We start from the raw sequence: 22708 nt of genomic DNA on the forward strand, positions 1-22708 counted from the left end.
GAATTTTATGAATAATTTAAATAACTAATTAACTTATCAGTATTATAGATAACACTTTTATGTTACTATAAAATTATAATAAATAAAATATACATACTAAGACGGTGACTAGTTCATGATGAAGAAAGATACTTATAAAATGATAATTTATATCATTTTAGATTTAGTAAATTATTAGCACACATATAAATATCAGACATTTAAAATAATGTAAAACGTATTGAAAAGTTTATATATTAAGTTTAAGTATAAGAAAATATATAAGTTAATAAGATGAAAAATTTATAGAAGGAGAATAAAACATGGAATTCAAATTTAAATGTCCGAACTGTTTAGAAATAGTAAATATATCGGATGAAAATTTAGATAAACACACTGCTGAATTTAACGAGTTCAAAAACTCGATAATAAGTAAGTATGAAGAAAAACATTATCAAGAATTAAAAAAACAACTTGAAAGCAACTATCAAGAAGAATTAAGAAAACAAGTTGAGTTAAAAGAATTAAACATAAAAAGCGAAAACAAAGATAAAATTAACAATTTAGAAAAACAAATCGAATGATTACAACTAGAAAAAGAGAAATCAATCTTAAATAAGGAAAAGGAATTATCTGATAAATATCTAACAAAAATTAATGAACTTGAAAAAGCTCTTGATTCTAGTGACAAAGATAGAGAATTAGCTTTAAAACAAAAAGAGATAGAAATAATTAACACATACTCAAAATTATTAGGAGAAGTTAAAGAAAAAAATAGTAATCTTAAAAATGAGTTAAACACAAAAACATTAGAATTCCAATCTTACAAAGAACAAGTAGATAATATTTGAAAATCAAAAGTTATGGAAGTTGAGTTAAGTAAAAACAATAAGATTGGTTCATTAACAGAAGAGGTTAATAACTTAAAAAACTCTTTAAAAACTGAGTTAATTTTAAAAGAGCAAGAACTATTAAAAATGAATGCCGAATTATTGGAAGAGAAAGATAAAATAATCAATGAATTAAAATTAGCAAATGCCACAAATAGAATTTTAAATAATAAAATAAAAGGCGAAAATTGAGAATTAGAAGTTGAAACGGAATTAAGAAAGTTAGCTGCAATTTCGAATGATGAAATCAAAAAAATAACAAGAGTAGGTAATAAAGCTGATTACCTTCAAATTGTTAAAGTAGATAATGAAGAAATAGGAAGAATTGTTTTTGAGTGTAAAAATGGAGAGTGAAAAGAAAGCTGAGAGACTAAATTGGCTGAAGACATGGCTAAGGAATCTGGTTCTTATGCTATATTAGTGGCAACTTCGGTTGTCGACAAATTCAAAATACCATTTTTAGTATCAGATAAAAATAAAAATATTTTTATAGCAGATCCAGAAAGTTTTGCTTTTGTTATGGGAATGATTAGAAGAATCATCATTATGGAAAATAACTTAAAAAATCAAGGTGCTTCGAGCGATGTTATGAATGATTTTATTAAATGAAAGACATCATCTTTTGATTTATTTAAGACAGTATTCCAAAAAAGTATCAATAATATTGAAGCTGATGAAGTAAAAATTATAAATAAAGTTGCTGATATTACCAAAAATCGAGAGATAATTATTAAAAAATTCCAAGAATTAATAATTAATTTTATAGAAAGTTTCACTTTTTAAATAAAGAAACCTTAATTCACTAAGGTTTCTTTTTTTGACCTTATTTTACAAAACTTATGATTATAGGTGTTTCTCTATTGATGTATTTATTAAATAATCATTATGTATCAATTCACAAAATAAATTATATATTTAGATAAAATGATTGATTAACACTAAACTATTGATAATCATTGTATAATTTCAATAAAGGAAACGTATAATGGACAAAAAATGAGAAATAGTATTTGACTATTTAATGTATTTGATAAGAGAAAATAAAGTCTTACCTGGAGAATCATTACCTAGTCAAAATATGTTAAAAACTAAGTTTCAATACTCTGAACAACCTATAAGAATGGCTTTTAATAAACTAATAGAATTACAAATAGTAAAAGCTGTCAATGGTAAAGGTTTTATTGTCCAAGATAAAGTTGCAAATAATCTTTTATTTAGCTTTCGAGAATTATTCCCAAGATCTAAAAATATTTACAAAGATTTTATTGAAGTAGTTTGTGATCAAGAAATCTCGAAACTTACTGGTTATCAAGTGGGCCAAAGAATTATCAAATATAAGTGTGTTAGATTTACATTAGAAAATGAATTAATCTTGTTTCAAGAAAGTTATTTAGCTAAGGAAAAATTTAAAAATCTAACATTAGATGACTTAAACAACCATGGTTTGATTTATTTTATTGAAAATAAATCAAAATCGATATTGAGCCACTCTTCTAAGAAAATTTCATTTATAACTGATAGTGAATCTTTGAAACAAGAATTCGCTTTAAAAGATGAGATAAATAACGGTTTGATATTAGATGAAGGAAGAGTTTACGATATTTTTGGTGAACTATTAGAGTTCAGAAAAAGTTATTATCAACCAAGTTTTTTTGAATGAAACTTTATTGAGTGGAGAAAATAAGAAAGGTTAATAAACAATGGCAAAAATTAATTATGCTGATGAAGCAAAAAGATTTCTTGATGCAGTTGGTGGAAAAGAAAATATTGATACATACCTACATTGTGTCACTAGGTTGCGATTTAATGTTTACGATAAAGAAAAAGTAAACATAGATGCAATCAAAAGCTCACCAATTACAAAAGGAATTAATTGAAGTCAAAATCAATTACAAATTATATTAGGTACAGGTGTTGTAGAGGCTGCCTATGCAGAAGTTAAAAAACTTCTAGAAACAACTATTGAAAGCAATAATGCTTCAAAAACTAATAAAAATACTGACTTTGAAGAATTCAAAATGAAAGCAAGAGCAAACAAAGAAGCCTTAAGAAACAAAGGGGGCAAGTTTGCTTGAATACAAATGAGTATGAAAACTTTAGGGGATATATTCCTACCAATTATTCCCGCAATAGTAGCTGCTGGGTTAGCAATGGGACTTGCGGCTTTATTTCAAAATATTTTTCATTACGATAAAAGCTCATTATTTGGAAAAATCATTGACATCGTAACTAAAACAGCTTTTAGTTCATTATCTGTTTTAGTATGTTGATCAACTGTAAAACGTTTTGGGGGTAACCCTGTATTAGGAATAATTATTGGTTTGATGCTAATAAGTCCGTTACTACCTGATAAAGGAGCTATCGCTACTTGAGATGCTCAAAGTGCCTTCCAAAATAAACATGGTGAAGGTTGAGAAAAAGAATGAATGGCTTCTACTGGTTTAGGTATCATGGATACTCCAGTTAAACCTCTATATTTATGAATTATTCCAATAACAGGTTATCAAGGATCTGTTTTACCAGCTTTAATTATTGGGATTGGAGTCGCTTATTTAGAAAAATGAATAAAGACTTGAATGCCTAAATCAGTTAATATCATATTTACACCGTTTTTAACAATAGCAATTTCACTTGCTGTCGCATTACTAGCACTAGGACCAATCCTATTGTTAGTAGAAAAAGGGGTACTAATTGGTACAAAAGCAATCTTAAATATTCCATTTGGATTTGGAACTGCTTTAATTGCTGGACTATTACAAGCAATTGTTATAACAGGATGTCATCAAGTTTTACAAGGACTTGAAATGCAATTAGTAATTGATGGAAGCATTCCTGAAAATGGAGTTGCACAAGGATCTATCTTTAATGCAATTTGAACAGCTTCAATTATATCTCAAGGAGGTGCTGCAATGGCAGTAGCCTTGAAATCAAAAGCTAAGCAAGAAAAAAATCTAGCAATTTCATCAGCTGTTTCGACAGTTTTTGGAATAACTGAACCCGCAATTTTTGGAGTAAACTTACCTAAAATTAAACCATTTATATTTGCTTCTGTTGGTGGATTTGTTGGTGGATTTGTTGCAGGTTTACTAAAAGTAACTTGTTCTGGAATGGGAGTGACAGTACTTCCTGGATTACTATTATATTCAAACAATGTAAGGAATTTATTATTAATAATCTTAGTTAATATTGTTGCCTTTTCATCTGCATTTGCACTAACTATTTTCTTTTATTGAGAATCAGGAAAAAAAGTTACAGAAAAACAATTGCAAGTGTTCTCAACTAAAGTTGTTAATGCTGAATTAGATCTTAAGAGAATTAAAAAAGATACTTCTGTTGATAATCATGATAAATTATTAGAAAAAGCAGAAAGTAAATTAAAAAAATATAAATCACAAGAAGAAAAACTAAAAAATGCGAAACAAAAGTACGATAGTTATCTTGAAGAAGTTAAAGTACTAAAAATGAATGAAAAAGCAGAAAAAGAAGCAAAACTTAAAAATAAAGAAGAACTAAAAAATCTGAAAAAAGACCCTCAAAAATGACAAGCTCACTTGGATAAAATCAAAAAAGAAAAGCTTGAAAGTAAAAGAAGTCAAAGATAGAATGGTTGGTATATAAAATGAAGTGAGAAAAATATAGTTTAATTAATGAAGATCACTTAAACTTGTTTGAAGAATATCATATGAAAAAAGAACAAGACTGATATAATAACCAATACCATTTATCTGGCTATTGTGGTTCTACAAATGATCCAAACGGTTTAGTTTATTACAAAGGACAATATTTTGTATTTATGCAAAATTGTCCTTTTAGCATTGAACACCATAATAAATCTTGGGCTTTATTTACAACTAAGGATTTCATTAATTATGTTTATGAAGGTCTTACACTAATACCTTCAAATAAGTATGATAAAAATGGTGTATTTTCAGGAAGTGCCAGAGTTAATTCAGATGGACAAATAGAAATATACTATACAGGAAACATAAAGTTTGATGATATTAATAGAACAAGTTACACATTAAAAGCTTTCATAGATTTAAAAGAAAAGATTGTGAAAAAAGAATTATTATTCGAGTGTGATTTGGATAAATATACTGGTCATTTTAGAGATCCAGTTGTATTTGAGAAAAATGAAAAGCTATATATGCTAAATGGGGCACAAACTAAACAAAAAGAAGGTGTTCTTAATCTTTACGTTTTCAACGGAACAACTTGAGAATGATTTAAAGATATTAATATTGATTCTGGTGATGAACAAAACTCATATATGTTGGAATGCCCTAATTATTTCAAATTGGAAGGCAAGGAATTTATCTTTGCTTGCCTTGAACAAGATGCTCCCTTAAATGAAGGTAGTCATTTTGTAAAATATAGAGAGATAGAATTAGATGATGAAATAAACTTCAAATACAAATCTAAACTAATAAAAATTGATTTAGGTTATGATTTTTATGCACCTCAAGTATTTGCTAATACAAATGAGTGTGTAATCATGATGGGTTGATTAGGTAATTCAAAATCTAATCCATATCCTAATGAGTTAACGACTTGAAGTAATCATTTAACAGTTCCAAGAGAGTTATTTTTGAAAAACGGAGTCATTCATCAACTACCAATAAAAGAATTAGAAGCACTACGTTCTAATAAAATTGAAACAAACAATAACGAAATAAATTATTATAATGGAACTGTGGAATTGTTATCAACAAACATAAATAATAATGACTTCGAAATCTCTATAGGTAATGATAATAACTATGTAATTTTGAAAAATGTAAACAATGTTTTTTCAATAGATAGATCAAAAATGGATTATATAGATGAAACTAATTTACCTTCGCAAATAAATTTTGGTGAGTTAAACATCGAAGATATTAGAATAATGATCGATAGAAGTTGTTTAGAGTTATTTATAAATAATGGTCAGTATGCAATTTCATTAAGATTTTTCATAAAAAATCATAGTAAAATTAAATTAAATTTAAAAGAATTTGAAGCGTATCAGCTGATTTCAAACAAATACATTTGAAATAATATAATCTTTAAAAATGAAATAGAGGAATAAAATATGAAAAAAATAGTTTCAATAGGTGAAGTCTTAATGGATGTCTATTCTGCTGATGGTATTGACAAGGCAGAAGTTGGGGGAGCAAGTTTTAATGTTGCATGTTCTATTGCTGCTTTAGGAACAAATGAAAGTTATTTTATGGGTTCTTTAGGTAATGATGATCATAAAGAAACAATTAATTCTTTCTTAAAAAAATTTGATGTTAAAACAAATTTTATACAAGATTCAAATTTGCAAACCACTATAGCTAGAGTTACATTAGATGAAAATAAAGAAAGATTTTTTGAATTTATTAGAAATAGTGATGCTGAATTTAATCTTGACTTGATTGAAGATGTATCACTAAAAGAAATTGATTTCATTCATTTCGGTAGTGCCACAGGTTTTTTACCAGGTAATCTAAATAAATCTTATTGAGATTTATTTAGATTTGCTCAAGAAAACAATATAAGATTCAGTTTTGATCCTAATTTTAGAGATAAGCTATGGTTGACAAGTGAAGATATTAATAATTTTTGTAAGTTCACAAACGAGTTTTTATTGAAAGCGGATTTAATCAAACTTAGTGACGAAGAGTTGCAACTTTTAACAGGTATCAAGGATGAAGAAAAAGCTTTAAAAAAACTAATGGAAAATAATAAAAAGGCATTAATATGTATAACTCGTGGCTCAAAAGATACAATGTGTGGTTGAAATAATGAGATTTTATATGTGCCAACAATCAAATGTGAAGAATTGGTTGATACAACAGGGGCTGGCGATGCTTTTGTTTCAAGTCTTATTAATGAATTTGTTTCTGAAAATATAGATTCTGATTCAAGCAAGGAAAAGATTTTTGAAATAGTTATGAAGTCTAATAAATTTGCTAATCAAACAGTTAGACATTTAGGGGCATTAACATTCCTTGATTATCTAGAAAAATAGACATATGAATGAGTAATTTTAATTAATATTACTTCGCATTAATAATAGGAAAAAAGCATTTAAAAAAGTATACGACTAAGCGCAGGATAATGTAAATAAATTAAAAAAGGATGGAAAATACATCCTTTTTTGTTTGATTACATTTTAAGCACACTTTTTTAACATTTGACCAAAGCAGAATTTAAAACTTATTATACTTGTCTATGTTGTTTGAATCATTAAAATGGAGTGATAAGGAAATGTCAAAAATAAGAGAATGTAAAATACGTTTAGGGGACCGGAATGTGAATTGGCTTTCAAAGAGGAAACCGTTAATGATGTCTGCTCTTGCGATTTTCATCAATTGAGTTGATGTGTTGGTTCTTTTTTTCTAATGAAAATTATTAAAAATCAAAATAGTATCCAACTTATATGCTTTTATATTAGGCATTTTTTCAACTACTCTATATTTTTGTAAAAAAAACTTTTTATATAGAATTTAATCATAATCAAAAATTAGAGTTTTATTCCAATATTATTAAAAAAAGTTACTTTGTTTTACAGAAAAAAGTAACTATAAAGGCATTTTCTTATTTACCATTTTCTTTGTTCATTCTTATATGGCATTAAGATTGCTTGATTGTTTTAATTAATAAGTATTTAAAGATGAGCAATTAAAGTTAAGAATGATTTATTTGTTATTTTAAATTTATGAAAGTTGTTTAAAAGTATTTTTTTTACATATTTTTTAATAATCCTATTAGTTGATACGAAAATTATGCGTTGGTTTAGACTAATATATAACGATAGTATAGATTACATCATACATATTGATAAATTAATTATTTATTCCGTAATTCTATAATAATAAGTCTTAATTTACTATAGTTAATGAAATCATTAAAATAATTTATAATTTATCAAAACCGAATAATTTTTTTTATAATACAAAAATAATTTGGTAAAATTAATAAAACTCACTTTTAAGTTTGTTATTTTTGAGTAAATAGAAAAGGTTATTATTAATTTGATGAGTAATTATAAAAAGTTTGAAATGAAGATTGAAACAGATTTGAGTCATATCATAAACGGAAACTCAAATATTTTTATTATGATTAGTGAGATAATTGATAATTCTTTAGGTTCGTTAGGAATCAATATTGCTTCAAATGACATTTCACTAGATAATAATATCGAAATTTATTTTAAAAGTTATAAAGATAGTAAGGGTACACTACAAACCAAACTTACGATAACAGATGATTGTGGTGGTATTGATAATTCAGATGAAAATATACAAAGAATAATGACATATGGTAAAAGAAACGATGTTTATAAAGAACCTTTTTTTAATGTTTTTGGTCAAGGGCTTAAGTATGCTGCAATTTGATCTGCGAAGAAGTTTGCCTTACTTTCAAAAAATGGAGAAAATAGTAATTTAGAAATTAAAGCCAATTGATTAGAAAGAGACTTAAATGAAAAACCACAATATTTTTGTAATAAAATAGATAACATTGATATCAGTTTTTTGGGTGAAAGTTACAAAAATATTAATTTTGGAACAAAAATAATCTTTGATGAGTTATATGTTGAAGGACAAAAATATGAGTTGTCAAATATACAAAAATTATATAAATTTTTAGGATGAAGATACTCTAAGTATATAGAGAAGGGGTTGAAGTTAAGGATTTACTACGAAGATTTTGATAATAAAATGCGTTACAACTTTGATGGAATGAAAGAAAATACTTCTTTAATTGAATCTACAAAACCCAAATTTGACTCATTTAGAAAGTACTTCGATTACATTGTTGCAGAAAACAAAAATTTAAATATTACTAGAGAAGAATATGATAGCTATTTAATCAAAAACATAGTTAACGATGTTGAAAATATAAAAATTAAAGATTGATTAATGAATTGTATTTTATCAGACAAAGAATTTTTTTTCGAGGAAACTTTTACTATTAAGTACAAAAATATAGATGTGGAGTTTCCAGTAATTGTTGGTATAGTAGAGTTTAATCGTTATCATAATATGTATAAGTACTATGAAATACAAGGACTATGCATAAGTCAAGCACATAGATACCTTGAACATGGTCCAATAATAAAAAATTCTGGTATGAACCTTATAAAACCTAGAACTTTTAAAGAACAAACATCATCGAGGGGTGGTACAGTTACAACCCAAAGATATATCGGTGAATTAATTATTGATGACTATGTTAAAAAATTTTATGATAAAAATATTCTTACAAATAATAAGCAATTTTTCAAGATTGATGACGAAATATTTCAAAACATCCTTAACAATATTTCATCAACAATATTGAAAGACTTATTACATTTTGCTAATCAATTGAAATCCTTACAAAAGGAAGAAAGTTTTTTAAAACATTTAAAATCTTCAAAAGCAAATAATTTACAATCTAAAAAAGAAACTATTGACAATACTATCATGAAGAATGAGTTAAAACAAAGTATAAAAAATAATTTATTAAGTTCAAATCAAAAATTAATAAATAGTTCTATCAATTTAGGATGGGAAATTAAATTAGTTCCAACTCAAATTGGAAATATTTTGTATCATAATCATATAAATTTCAACATGGAAACAAAAGTTATTAAAATTAGTGTAAATGAGACACTTTATAACTCTTACTCGTTTACCAAAAGCATGGAATTTATTGATTTTATTGCGAAAATGGCATTTACAGATTATTGCGAAAATAATAAAAATCAAGATAAAGACTTTAGAGACCAACTTATTAAAAAAATATTAGAAAATAAGGTGTAGATAATGATAAAAATGAGTTACAATGAATTGTTAAAAAAATATTCAAATACCCATAGTCAAACAGTAAATCTAACGAAAAAAATGCTCAATTTAAATGAAATCGAGAACGCTGAATTTAATACAAAAAATATAATTGATGTTATTTCTAAAAAGGAAAAAAATATAAAAGTAACTTTGATTGGTGAAGTACAATCGGGTAAAACTAGAAATTTAATTACGCTTGTAAAAAAAGTTTTGGATGATAATCTGTTTGATCATGTAATTTGATTATCTGGTACAAATAAAAACCTTGCAGGGCAAACGCTTGAACGTTATGCAAGAGAAAACTCAGGTACCTTGTATAATGGAGAAATTATTTTTTATGATTCATCTGAAAATAAAGGAGAAGAGGATTTCTTAATAAATAACTGAAGTAAAAATGACAAAAAAGTTATATCTCTTGTATTAAAACATTCTTCGCATGTATCAAAATTTTTTACTACATTAAGAAAATCTTTATTAAGTGGCAAAAAATTATTATTGATCGACGATGAATGTGATTACTATTCTATTTCCACAAAAACTAAGAACTCATCTATAAAGAGTTACTTAGAGAATATTATTAGTTCTCTAAACTATAATAAAACAGTCTATTTAGGTGTCACGGCTACACCGTATTCTAATTTCAACCCAAAAAAGAGCGGTAACTTATTTCCTGATTATGCAATCTTATTAAATATAAATCATGATAGTTATACTGGAATTAATTGGTTTAACAAACATAAAAATTCAATTTATGTTATAACAAAAAATAATAAAGGATCGGAAAATTATGATGACTCATTGAGTAAAGGTCTAGTAAATTTGATATTTTCTTACATAGCAAGAAAAGATAAAATGAAATCGGAGATGTTAGTAAACATTGATCTAGAAAATAACAAACACGAAGAAATTAGAAGAAATATACTCATAATTATAGATGGCTGACAACAAGACATTATATTCAATAAAAATAAATTAAAAAAACGAATTTCAGAAATATGCATAAGCTTAAAATATTCTAGAAATGAAGAGATAGTTGAATCAATAATTGAAGTTATAAAAAACTTTTGTGATATTTTTAAAATTTATATTTTAAATTCAGAAGAACAAAATGATTATATTAAAAACACTTATGAGTCTGGCGTAGAAAATTGTGTAGTTATAGGTGGTGTTATGATTTCTCGGGGGTTTACATTTGAAAACTTAACGACAGAGGTTATGATAAATGGACCTAAAACAAAAAATAAAATTGATGTACTTCTTCAAAGAGCTCGTTGATTTGGTTATAGAAGGTCTTCGAAACACTATATAAGAATAATTATGAGTGAAGAAATACAAGAAGCTTTTGATGAAGCTGAATTTATACAAAATAAAATAGTTAATTTATTTGGGGAAAAGTGAGTAATTGAGAATGTCTTAACAATTTACCAAGTTCTTCAAAGATATGAAGATAATTTTAAAAGTTTGGAGATATGATAAATGAAAATTTTAATGAGGAATGAAAAACATAGTACCAACTTAATTTTAGAAAATCTGAAAAATGGAATTTCTTATAGAATATCAAAACCTACTTTTCAAAATAAAAACTCTAAATTAAGTGGGTATGCTAAATTTATATATTACCCATCAGTGCAAGACCCTGATGATTTGTCTAATTTTGAGGAATTACTAGTTTTTAATATAAACGAGATGAATGAACAAGATGTAAAAAGAATTTTCAATTATATTAACGACTGCTTGGAAAATGACGGAATAAACTCAATTAAAGATTGTATAAAATACATTCAAAAAACTTTTGGAAAAGTGTTGGGATACACTAAAGAAAAAGTGCTAGGAAAAATAGGGGAGTTGCTTTTTGTTAAAAATTGTTTGACTCATAACATTGATTTAACTAATTCATTTTTTATAAAAGAGAACTCATTGTTTGATTTTTATATTCTCTTCAATGAAAAGTATTTAGAGGTAAAAACAATAGCAACAGAGTCATTATCAATAAAACTTAATATCAAACAATTAACATATAAACCTGACGCTACTTTTTTTGGAGTTGTAAAAATTAAAGAAGATGAAAATGGAATAAGGTTGATAGATTTGGTTGATGAGATTCTCTTGATAAAAAATATTAATTATGAATTTAAAAGTTACCTAAATTCATTAAGAAATAATATTTTAGAAGATATATTTTGTGAAGAAGTCAAGTTCGATCATGAGAACATTCTCTACTTTTTATATTTGGAAAATGTTATACAAAATGAAATATCTATTTTGAACTTGTTGAATGATGAAAATAATTGAAATCATATAGAAAAAATTCAGCTTACGATAAATTTATCCGGAATAAAAACGTCAAGCTTTGAAGATTTAAAGAATAAAATAGGTGCTATAAATGAAAGAAATTACTAAAGAATTATATGAAAAAGCAAAAAATGAGGTTAAAAGAGTATATCGGTTAAATGACGCTCCTTTCTTGTTAGGTTTTTCTGGTGGAAAGGACTCCACTTTAACTTTAGATATAGTATTAAGGTCATTAGATGAATTATATAGGGATAATCCGAAATTAATTACGAAACCAACATTCATAATTTCATCAGATACTTTGATTGAAAACCCTTTTGTTGTTAAAAGAATTGATGAATTAGAAGATTATATAAATTCAAATAACCTTGAGTATCTGAAAATCAAGTTTATCAGAGCAAAGCCATCAGTAAATGAATCATTTTGAACACTAGTGATTGGAAGGGGTTACCCACTGCCATTAAATAGATTCAGGTGATGTACACGTCACTTAAAAATAAAACCTATGGAACTTGCATCTTTTGAGATACAAAATGAGTATACTAACATAATAAATGTTCTTGGACTTAGAAAAAATGAATCAAGTTCAAGAAAAAAGAAGATGAATGAATCAATTGTAGAAAATGAATCTTACCTTTTTAAAAATTTTGAGGAACAAAGAAATGTAATATTTGCCCCAATACAAGAGTTCGAAATAGAAAACTTGTGAGATTACTTGGTAAGTGTCGAGCATAGTTTTTGAAAATCAAATTTTAAAATATTATTTCAAATGTATCAAGATTCTTCTAAGGAGTGTCCCACTTCAAATGAAATGCGTTTAATTGCGGGTAAGTCAGATACTTGCGGCAATTCAAGATGAGGTTGCTGAATTTGTCCTTTATCAAATAATATTTGAATTGATAACATGTTTGAAAATGGAATCCTAGATTTTAAACCTGTAGTCGAATTTAGAAAGATGTTATTATTTGAAAGAGATCTTTTAATTAATCGATATCTTGGAAAACATATAAGGAGAAGTAACGGGAAATATATATTAGGGATTAGAGGTTTACAAAAGCTTAAGTATGATGAAATTAATAAAATTTTTTACCGACCTGAAAAGCAAAAGTCAAGAATAAAAGAAGTTATCATTGAAAATGGTTTGGTGAAAGATGGGTACAATTTATTAAATGAAAGTAAAATCAATGATATTCCAAAGCAAATCCTTTATAATGAGTCCTTGGGTGCGGCCTCGAATATTGTAGTAAAAAAAAATAACGAGTTTTTTATTTTAGCTCCCGGCCCTTACACATTAACCTATAGAGTAAATTTATTAAAAAGGTTAATAAACTTGAAACACTTTATGAAAGATAAAAAAATTAGAGCAGGCACTGAGGATGCAAATATAGATATAATAAGTAATAATGAGTTTAAAGTTATTATAGAGATGTTAAGAGTAAACTCAAAAGCGATATCTGATGAGAAATTTATTGAAATCAATCCGTTAATTAAAGAGGTTGAGAATCTATGAGAAAAAACTTTGAAGATATAGTATCTTTTTTTAAGACACACAATTTCTCCTTTGGATTTAAGATATCAAAAAAGGATTTAATATATTTTTTAAAAACCGAAGGAATATATGAAAAACAAAAAATTGACATAGTTAAAGAAATTATAATTGAAAAAAACATGTTTTCTACAAGCGAACTTATAACAGAGTTCAAAATAAGTAAATTAAAGCAGGAACTTAGTGACTTTACTTCAGGGAAGTCTCAAAATGAAGAAGAATCTTTATTCAAAATAGTAAAACCTCAAAATTTATTTGCAAAAATAGAAAATACGGTAAATAAAAATAATGAAAACACTCCAGTTTTGGAAAAGTTTGAATACCAATCAAATAAACCAAAAGAAAATGAAAAAACAGCTGGTTTATTTCAAACAAAAATTAAAAGAAATATTTTTAATAATGAGCAAAAGCAAGTTAAAACAAAAAATGAAAAAGTAGTTCTGATATCTAAACACTCAAATTTTTTTATAAATTTTGAGTACAAAGATGTTAAAAAAGTAAAAATCAACTTAGATATTTTAATCTATTTAGAATCACTTATAGACTTTTATGATTTCTTATTTAAAAAATTATTTAAAGTTTTCGATGTTATAAATTTAAATGAACTGTTATTTTTGTTAAAAAATAATGTTTACTTCATAAGAGATGTTGATGATTTAAAAAAAATTAAAATAAAACTTTCAAAGATCATTGAAGACAAAGGATACTTTTTGACAAAATATCCTTTGTACTTATCTTCTCAAACTGTTAATGATCAATTTGAATTAGAATTTATTGATTATTTAGATGAATTTTATTTTCCTAATTGGGTTAAAGTTCAAAGAAAGTATTGATATAAAAAGGAGAATTAAAATGATAGCAGAAAAAATTAATTTCACTCAATTAATTGGAATTGATGAAAAAAACAATATAAAAGAAGAATTTGATTATATTTTTATAATTCCAGAATTTCAAAGAGGTTATGTTTGAAACAAAGGACAACTAGATGAGTTGCTCGAAGACTTATATAAAGCATATAAAAATAAAGATAAAAAAGGTTTTTCTTCCTTGGGGGTCTTTTATTTCTATCAAAGTTACGAGTCTAATAAGTTAGAAATAATTGATGGTCAACAAAGATTTACTACATTTTTAATTATTTTAGAAGCTATTAAAAGCTTAATTAGAAAAGATTTGCACCGTCATTCTTTGTTTGATAGAAGTATACAAAGAATTATAACTAGTTACTCAGAAGTTTCACATTTGGAATTATCTTATAAGCAATTTTTTGATAATCATTTATATGAAAAGTCGAATGTTGATGAAAATTACATGAATAATGACTCTACATTTAAAGAGTTAAGTGCTAATTATTTGGAAGCAAAAAAATGAATAAATAACAAATTTGAAAATCTTGAGGATAAAAATTTGTTTTATAACTTTTTATTAAATGATATTTATTTTTGACCATATTTAGAAAATGATGAAGAGGTTAAAATAGATTTATTTATGAAATTAAATAGTAGAGGAAGACAGTTGGCTTTCAGTACTCTTTTAAAAAGTTTTTTGTTCTCAATTGACAATTTAGAACTACAAGATGAATATAGTGGTAATAAAAAAGCACTAACTATAGCTAAATATTACGAAGAACAAATAGAAGAACCTTTATTTAAAGAATTTTTATCCGACATCAAAAGCACTGATACAAGATATAAACATATAATGAACGCCGCATCTTGCTTTTTCTTTATAGAAGCAAGAAATTATTTAGATTCTTATAAAAATTTAGAAGATGTTATAGGAAAAGAAAAAGAGTTATTTGTAGGTTATGTTAAACTTTTCACAAAAATATTTGAAATAGTAAAAGTGGAGCGTAACTCAGATAAAAATGTTTTGCTTCTAAAAAAAATTATGTCTGATATGAAGACATATATGATTAAATACATAACTTTATCAGTCTTACATCAAAATCAACTTGTTAAAAAATTAGTAGATATTGAAATTGTAAAGTATAACTCTCTAATTTCTTGAATTGAAATAAAAAGAGGAAAAAAACTATTTATTGAGGAATCAATAATCGAATTGTATGACTTATTGTTTATATATTTATATTCAAGAAGATTAAAATGATTTGTTGATAATAAATTTGAACTTGAGCATGGGAAAAAAACTGAGCAATTGAATCCTAGAAATCTAAGCTTTTATATTTTTTTTCAAACATTAATCAAAGATTCATCTAACCTAACAGAATCAAGGTCCTTTTTAAAGAGTCTTTTGGACGAAGAATTGTTAAGTAAAGCTAATGAGTTTGAAAATGGAAATTTTGAAATCTGAAAAAATGCTAAATCTTATCAAAAAGTTATTCAATATTTAGATGAATATTTAAAATTAAGAAAAAAATATAATATTTAAAGTTTATAAAGATGATTGATTAGATAAGATAACTTATCTTAATCATAACTATAAAAAATCTAACAGATTCAGTTGTTAATTTATGTAATATATTATCTTGATAATACAATAAGCCAAAATTTTATAAAATTTAGTGTATCGTCATCTATCAAAATAACTTTGAAGTAATTATTTAAGAAATAAAATAATAAAGTTAATTAATTGAGCACCATCTAGTTTTAAAGAAATAATTTAGTTTAAGCAGATTATGATTACGTATTTATTTTGTGTATTGGATAATTCAATACAAGATATTTGCTTTAAAACTATTTATTTTAATAAAAAAAATAGTCAGTGAACTTTAAAGGGATATATAAAAAGAATTTCTATTTAAGAAATTCTTTTTATATATAATTATAGTTTTATTATTATGCGTTTTTAACTTTTCCACATAGTGTTAGAGTTCCACCAACAAGAAATAAAATTAATGGTACGTAATAAGCTGATCATGCAAATGTTACACATATTAAAGATAAAATACCACAAATAATTTTGAATGTATTTGATTTTTTTGATAATGCCAACCCACCAAATATAATTACAAGTAGAGGACCAAGTATTAAAAAAACACTGACCATAACTAATAATGTTGCACTCATAAATTTAAATGTTTTAGCAATTGTTGATCCTTGTACAAGTAATAGAATACCAACAAGACAACAAATGCTAGCTCCTATAATTGATGATATTATTCCACCTTTGGCTAATCCGTTCATCTTTTTATTACCTTTCTATTTGACATTGAGTCGCAGTTTATGATACTAAAAAAAAGGTTAAAAGCAACGATTTGAGCTATCTATTATTAAATAATGTTATCTTTTATAAAGACATTGAGTTGCAAAATGAAGGTGAGTAACTTTGGTCTTAAATTATTTAAGTAAGAAAAGTGATTCTAAATAAAATACTCCCATACTATATGCATGAGAGTGTTTATTTAAAGCACAAATATAAAAACGATGCTTACTATTAATAAGATTGCACCAGTTATGAGAAAAATTTTTGCTATTCTTCTCATAGTTCCTTCTTCATCAGAAAGAGTTGTTTGATATCTCTTACGTTTATCATTATAGTAATTTGCTACATAATTGTTCTTTAATCAACTTGTTACGAGACCACCGATTATAGAAAAAACTGTAAAAGCTGCTGTTACTCACTCTGTTCGAGATATATTCTTTAGTAAATATATTGAAATTAAAAAAGATATACCAATAGCAAACAAACAAGCCAAAATAATTATAATGTAATCATAATATCTTAATCTTTTAGAATTCCTAAAAGATAATTGTTTTTCCATAGGATTATCTAGGACTTGACTTATTTTATCTTGCACATATTGATTATGTTCTAGTTTCGCTTTTTTTCGCTTTTCTTTTATGTAATTATTTTCTTTACTCATAAAGCCCCCTAAAAACTTATTATATTACATAAGATTATAATTTCCTAATTATATTAATACTAAGAATCCTCCTTAAATTTCTTACTACCAGTATATCTAATAATTTTTTTTAATTTGATGCATTCAAAATAATTAGTTGTAGTAACTTAATATTTGTAAAAATGCTTTTATTATATAAAATTATCTTTCTCCAAAATATTGTTAATATAAAAATATTCAACAACTGTTAATTAATAAAGAAATGGTGATTAAAAAATGAATATTAAGTTTGGAATACTTTTATTAAGTTCAATAGGATTAACAGTTTCTGCAGCTTTGTTTAGTTTATAAAAAACATAAATTTTTAAGAAGAGAAACTAGAGAAAGATTATCATACACAAATAAACAAATTGGAGTTATCGATTATATACTTTTAACTTGTTTAGTCTATATGCTGCTTTGATTTTTTCTAAGTTTATAAGTAACAAACTAATATTTTTATCAATAAAAAATAAATTATGTTATTTTCAAAAGAAATATAAGTAGAGTTTTTTTTGTTTTTATGAGAGTTAGTGTAATTACTGGTATTATCTAAAACAAATTTCTAATAATTTTGTCTAAATAAAGAGTGAAACTTTAAAAAAACTTATAATGTGTATTGTAATAACACTTATTATTTGTTATATTTTTTTTGAGGTGAATAGAAAATGAAAAAATTAATGAGTTTAATGGCCGCTATTGGCTTAGTATCATCAACAGGAACATTATTTTCTAATGTTGTTTCTTGTTCAAAAGCAAAACCTTCAGATGAAGTAAAAACATTAACTTACAAAGAAGGAAAAAATGACAAAAGCTTTGTTGAAGTTTTAGAAAATAAAACTAAAATCGGTAATGATTCTGAGGGAAGAGGATTATTAGTTGAACAAAATAAATTACAAAGGGATTATCTTGATGAAAAGAATGAATCAGATGAAGTAGATTTTGGTAACTATGAAGGATCAGCAGTCTATTTTACTGTAGATAAAACAACCGCAATAAATAATGAAGAATCAAATGAAGATTCAAGAATAGAAGATTCATTTCCAAATTACATGAAAGAAATTTTTAATGAATTAAATGACTTTAAAAATAAGCAAGTTGTAAATAAAACAGAAAAAAGAGTAACTGTTGATTATTATTTTATGACTATCAAGGGAGTAAAAGATAGCTCAGAATTTACAACTTTTATTTACAACTTTAAATTAGATGCAAAATTACCAGAGGAAAATCCGTCACAAAACAACGTTAAAGAAAAACTTAAAGGTGAATCAACCTTAATGTATAAAAAAACAATAACTATATCTTAATGTGAAAACCTTCTTAAAAGAAGGTTTTTTTGAAGGTCTAAATTGTATAAAAAAAATAATATTATTTGTTACAATTTTTATAATATAAAAATCAAGGAGAAAATAAATGAAAAAACTTATATCAATAATAAGTACACTATCACTTTCGTTTTCTTTAGGTACTACATCATCTTTAACTATTTCTTGTGGGATCGAAGATCCTGCTAAGGAATTAAACTTTGAGAACGAAAAAAATGATAAAACATTCATAAAAGACTTAGAAGACAGCAAAGCAGAATTTTGTAATGATTTTGATTGTTCAAAAAAGAAAGTATTCAATTTAAGTGAAAAAAAGGATAAATTAAATGACAGTTATACAAAGACTAGTTCAATCAAATTAAATGACACTTTAATAATTAAAGATATTTCCTTAGATGGTGAGTATACTGATACTCTTGAACCATTCATCAAAAACTTCACAGAACTAAATAACTTATCTGATATTAAAGAACAGGGTGTTTCTTATATACCGACTATTGAAGGTCAAAAAAATAGCACAACTTTCAAAATATATATTTATAAATTTACATATTCATACTCAAGCACATCGAAAATGAGTGTGACAGAATGAAAATATAAATTACTATTTTTTAAAAATATCAATATAATTTAAACAACATAAAAGTCTCTTACAAAGAGACTTTTTTATACACATAAAATGTTATAATATAAGAAATAATATTTTTTTATTTATATTTAGCTTCATTTTTGCTAAAATATAATACAAATTTTTTTAAGGAAAGGGGGAATAAAGTATGAGTACAAGATTTAACTCATTTTATTTAAAAAATGACGGTGACATGTGTGAACATTTAAAAATTGCTTATGATAAAATTTGTGGGCATTACAAGTGTATAAATTGTTACACAGAATTTTACTTTAAAAATAAAAAACAATATTTACATTTTAGGTCACGAATAGTTGGTAAATATGATTTTAAAAAAAGTCCAAGTATCCAAAGTTGCCAAATAGAAACAAAGATACAAGAGAGTATTTCAAAAAGAAAACCTTCAAATCTATCTTATGAATCTCATATGCAAACTAAAATAAGGAGAGTAAATCCTAAAAAAATGTATTATATGCTTTTTGTTCTCTTGATTCCTTTAATTTCAGCTATAAGCTTTGGGGTTTGAAAAGGGTTATCTAAACCTAATACTTCACCAGACATTAATGAAAATGTGCCAATTATTGGAAACATTTTACCTCAAAAAACTATAGCATTCGATGAAACTAATGAAACTAAAAAAATTATAAACTTTAACGAAAAAATAAACGACCTTAAAGTTGTGGAAATATTCACAACTATGGGTATAACAGTAGATATAAATAATGAATTAAAAGAAATTGTTATTCAAATCGATAAAAACTTTAGTGGTGATCATTATTCTGTTGCTTTTTTTAGTGAAGAATATCAGTTAAAAGAAGTTTTAATTGTAAGTATTAAAAAGGAAAAATTTGATATAGGGTTAAGTAAAAATAAAATTGATTTGATCATAGAAAATAATGTATTGCCAGCTGCAACAATAACATACAGTGATAAAATCAAAAACCTTAAATTAAAATCACAAAAACCTTCATTTTTAGATATAAACATCAACGAATCAAATAAGGAGATAAAATTAAATGTCAAACAAGCTGGTTCAACATCTCTTGTTTTTGGAAGTGACAATGCAGTTAGTGATGAAACAGTAGAAGTAAAAGTTACAGAAAAAGTAGTAGAAAAACCAGTTATTGAAATAGTTGCCGATCAAGCGCTATTTGAAAAAGATGGTTCAAAAAACGTTTTATTATCTATTAAGAATCCAATTGCAAATGAGTTACCAGTAATTAAAAGTTCTGTAGAAAAAGTTGCTAAAGTCGAATACAATTCTAATCTTAAAGCAATTACAATTACTCCTTTATCTAAAGGAAAAACAGTTGTTACGATATCATATAAAAACACTGACTCAGTAAGCTTTAATTTAGAAGTTTATGAAAGCATTAATATTTCTAAGTTTGATCGTATATTAGGATTTGTTGAAGGTTATGCAAATAAAAATACTGATTTAGACCTAAATGCAACAGATAAATCTAACTTGATAAAAGAGTTCTTCAAACAAAATGGTTACGCTAATATTTCAGATGATATAGTTGGTCAAATTCAATTATCAAACTTCCATGTTATACAAGGACAAAAAATAAATAGGAAATTTAATCTAAAAGCAAACTCAAACTCTACAAAAGTTAATGGATCATTAGATGATGTATTCATAAGAGTTGCACCATTAGATTTAAGTGATAGTGCAAACCAAATAAAAGAAAGTGGTAACTTTATTGCCGAAGATTTTCTAAATATGAGTGATGTTGATAATCCTGTTAAAGTTGAAGAATCAATATTAAAACAATTTATGAGTTTAAACAAAGACTTGAATCCAATGAAGCTTGAAGATATTCAAATAAGAAAAGGAACTGCAGTTATTAGTAATCAATTTAGTGTCGTTATTGAAGCTAAAAAAGGTCAAAATAATGTTTCTAAGGAAATTAAGTATACTTTTGGTGGATTCTATATAAATGGTACTACTGTAAAAATAGACATAGTAAAAATGTTTAATAGCTAGTACTTCCAAAATAAATATACGTAAAAAAGATGCAAATCTTTTTTTTCTTTTAATTACCTTTTTTCACTAATGGGTATATCATATTTGTGAAGGAGATGGTTTTTACGGCTTTAAAAATTTTATTAAAGCAACACGTTGGTGTTCCTTGTAAACCAATCGTCAACACTGGTGATATGGTAAAAAGGGGACAATTAATAGCCGTTCCAAATGGATTAGGTTCCAACATACATTCTAGTTTTAGTGCGCAAATAGGTAAGATTGATGAAAAATCAATTGAGCTTCTTAATTATGATTTGAACGAAGATGATTCGCAATATATAAGACTAGACGAAAAACTATCTAAATTAGATTTAATAAAAAGTGCTGGAGTAGTAGGTGCTGGTGGAGCAGGATTTCCTACTTATGAAAAATTTAAAATAAAATTTAGTGATGATGATAATGGAAAAATTATTGTTAATGCAGCAGAATGTGAGCCGATATTGAATCATAACATCAGCTATGTTGAAAACAATATAAATGTCTTAGTTAAAGGACTAAAACATTTAATGGAAATCACTAACGCTAAAAAGGGATATTTTGCTACTAAACATAAGTACACTAAAGCATTCCTAACTATAAGAAAAGCACTTTTAGAAGAAGAAAATATTGAAATTTTTGATTTAACAGATATGTATCCTGCCGGAGATGAACGAGTTATTATACGTGAAATAACCGGTATTGAATTGCAACCAGGCGAATTACCATGGAAAACCAAGTCTATTGTAACCAATGTGGAGACTGTTAAAAATGTTAGTAGAGCAATTGATGAACTCAGACCAGTCATAACAAAAGATTTAACGGTTGGTGGCAGAGTAAATCAAGTTTCTCTTTCAGAAGGAAAAGTTTTTTTAGATACACCTATAGGATTAACTGCCAAAAGTATTTTGGAAAAAGTTTTTGGTTCTATAGATTCGTCTGGTCCATTGTATGTTGGAGGACCATTTACAGGACAAATTAGAGATATGGAAACCCCCGTCACTAAAACTAGTGGGGGTTTTTTAGTTGCGACCCCATTCTATCAATTTGAAAAAGAAAAATTTGGACTTATTGGTTGTGAGTGTGGCGCTCAACTCGAAGAGTTGAGAGAACTAGCAAATATTATGGGTGGACAAGTTGTTGGTGAAAGAAATTGTAAAAGAATGCTCCCTGATCAAAACGGAAGACTAAGATGTAATTTACCTGGTATATGTCCAGGTCAAGCACCAACAGTATTGGCTTTAAAAAAAGAAGGAGCTACAGCAATATTAATTGGTACCTGTGAGTCCCGGACTAATACTGTTGCTAAGGTAACTCCAAATATGGGTTTGAAATTAATCCATAAGACAGATTTTGTATTAAGAGCTTCAAATCATAAACTTTATCGAAAAATTGAAGATTAAA

17 protein-coding genes are annotated in these 22708 nt (G+C 25.8%); 15 read left to right on the forward strand and 2 right to left on the reverse strand.

Translation table 4 applies throughout. The features are described 5' to 3' along the window. Positions 1-302: 302 nt before the first annotated feature. From SAPIS_RS02510 to SAPIS_RS02560, 11 genes are all read left to right on the forward strand, one after another. On the forward strand, positions 303-1652 hold the full coding sequence (locus SAPIS_RS02510) for a DUF2130 domain-containing protein (protein WP_023789307.1): 1350 nt from the start codon (positions 303-305) through the stop codon (positions 1650-1652). A gap of 202 nt (positions 1653-1854) precedes the next feature. Then, positions 1855-2553, forward strand: coding sequence for a GntR family transcriptional regulator (locus SAPIS_RS02515; RefSeq protein ID WP_023789309.1), 699 nt, complete (start codon positions 1855-1857; stop codon positions 2551-2553). 16 nt (positions 2554-2569) lie between these two features. Next, complete coding sequence (locus SAPIS_RS02520; protein ID WP_023789311.1) at positions 2570-4471, forward strand: PTS transporter subunit EIIC; 1902 nt, start codon at positions 2570-2572, stop codon at positions 4469-4471. Positions 4472-4488: 17 nt separating this feature from the next. Beyond that, positions 4489-5937, forward strand: a complete 1449-nt coding sequence (locus tag SAPIS_RS02525) for a glycoside hydrolase family 32 protein (protein WP_023789313.1) — start codon at positions 4489-4491, stop codon at positions 5935-5937. A gap of 3 nt (positions 5938-5940) precedes the next feature. Continuing rightward, on the forward strand, positions 5941-6864 hold the full coding sequence (locus tag SAPIS_RS02530) for a carbohydrate kinase family protein (RefSeq protein WP_023789315.1): 924 nt from the start codon (positions 5941-5943) through the stop codon (positions 6862-6864). A gap of 1009 nt (positions 6865-7873) precedes the next feature. After that, positions 7874-9643: an ATP-binding protein gene (locus SAPIS_RS02535; protein WP_023789317.1), complete on the forward strand. Its 1770-nt coding sequence runs from the start codon at positions 7874-7876 to the stop codon at positions 9641-9643. Between the two features lie 3 nt (positions 9644-9646). Further along, entirely contained in the window at positions 9647-11143 is a 1497-nt protein-coding gene (locus SAPIS_RS02540) for a Z1 domain-containing protein (protein WP_023789319.1), read from the forward strand. Next, positions 11144-12067 carry a hypothetical protein gene (locus tag SAPIS_RS02545; protein ID WP_023789320.1) on the forward strand — a complete coding sequence of 308 codons (924 nt, stop codon included), beginning with the start codon at positions 11144-11146 and terminating at the stop codon, positions 12065-12067. After that, positions 12051-13490 carry a phosphoadenosine phosphosulfate reductase domain-containing protein gene (locus SAPIS_RS02550; protein ID WP_023789322.1) on the forward strand — a complete coding sequence of 480 codons (1440 nt, stop codon included), beginning with the start codon at positions 12051-12053 and terminating at the stop codon, positions 13488-13490. The genes SAPIS_RS02545 and SAPIS_RS02550 overlap by 17 nt, the downstream gene beginning before the upstream one ends. After that, on the forward strand, positions 13466-14356 hold the full coding sequence (locus SAPIS_RS02555; RefSeq protein WP_023789324.1) for a hypothetical protein: 891 nt from the start codon (positions 13466-13468) through the stop codon (positions 14354-14356). The genes SAPIS_RS02550 and SAPIS_RS02555 overlap by 25 nt, the downstream gene beginning before the upstream one ends. A 1-nt stretch (position 14357) precedes the next feature. Beyond that, the gene (locus SAPIS_RS02560; RefSeq protein ID WP_023789326.1) at positions 14358-15893 is read left to right on the forward strand and encodes a DUF262 domain-containing protein; all 1536 of its coding nucleotides are present in this window, start codon (positions 14358-14360) and stop codon (positions 15891-15893) included. 407 nt (positions 15894-16300) lie between these two features. Here the strand turns inward: SAPIS_RS02560 and SAPIS_RS02565 are convergent, their stop codons facing one another. Next, positions 16301-16648 (reverse strand): hypothetical protein, encoded by a 348-nt coding sequence (locus SAPIS_RS02565; RefSeq protein WP_023789328.1) that lies wholly within the window; start codon positions 16646-16648, stop codon positions 16301-16303. A gap of 218 nt (positions 16649-16866) precedes the next feature. Continuing rightward, positions 16867-17328 (reverse strand): hypothetical protein, encoded by a 462-nt coding sequence (locus tag SAPIS_RS05180; RefSeq protein ID WP_023789330.1) that lies wholly within the window; start codon positions 17326-17328, stop codon positions 16867-16869. A 686-nt stretch (positions 17329-18014) separates the two neighbouring features. On the opposite strand from SAPIS_RS05180, the gene SAPIS_RS02570 reads away from it, so the two are divergent. The 4 genes from SAPIS_RS02570 (at position 18015) to prdC (ending at position 22707) form a co-directional block, all read left to right on the forward strand. Next, positions 18015-18653 carry a hypothetical protein gene (locus tag SAPIS_RS02570; protein ID WP_023789332.1) on the forward strand — a complete coding sequence of 213 codons (639 nt, stop codon included), beginning with the start codon at positions 18015-18017 and terminating at the stop codon, positions 18651-18653. Positions 18654-18759: 106 nt separating this feature from the next. After that, entirely contained in the window at positions 18760-19305 is a 546-nt protein-coding gene (locus SAPIS_RS02575; RefSeq protein ID WP_023789334.1) for a hypothetical protein, read from the forward strand. Between the two features lie 142 nt (positions 19306-19447). Continuing rightward, positions 19448-21289, forward strand: coding sequence for a hypothetical protein (locus SAPIS_RS02580; protein ID WP_023789336.1), 1842 nt, complete (start codon positions 19448-19450; stop codon positions 21287-21289). A gap of 95 nt (positions 21290-21384) precedes the next feature. Beyond that, the gene (gene prdC, locus SAPIS_RS02585) at positions 21385-22707 is read left to right on the forward strand and encodes a proline reductase-associated electron transfer protein PrdC (RefSeq protein ID WP_023789338.1); all 1323 of its coding nucleotides are present in this window, start codon (positions 21385-21387) and stop codon (positions 22705-22707) included. Position 22708 lies beyond the last annotated feature (1 nt).

Origin of the sequence: Spiroplasma apis B31 (genome assembly GCF_000500935.1) — a bacterium.
Classification (GTDB): Bacteria; Bacillota_I; Bacilli_A; order Mycoplasmatales; family Mycoplasmataceae; genus Spiroplasma_A; species Spiroplasma_A apis.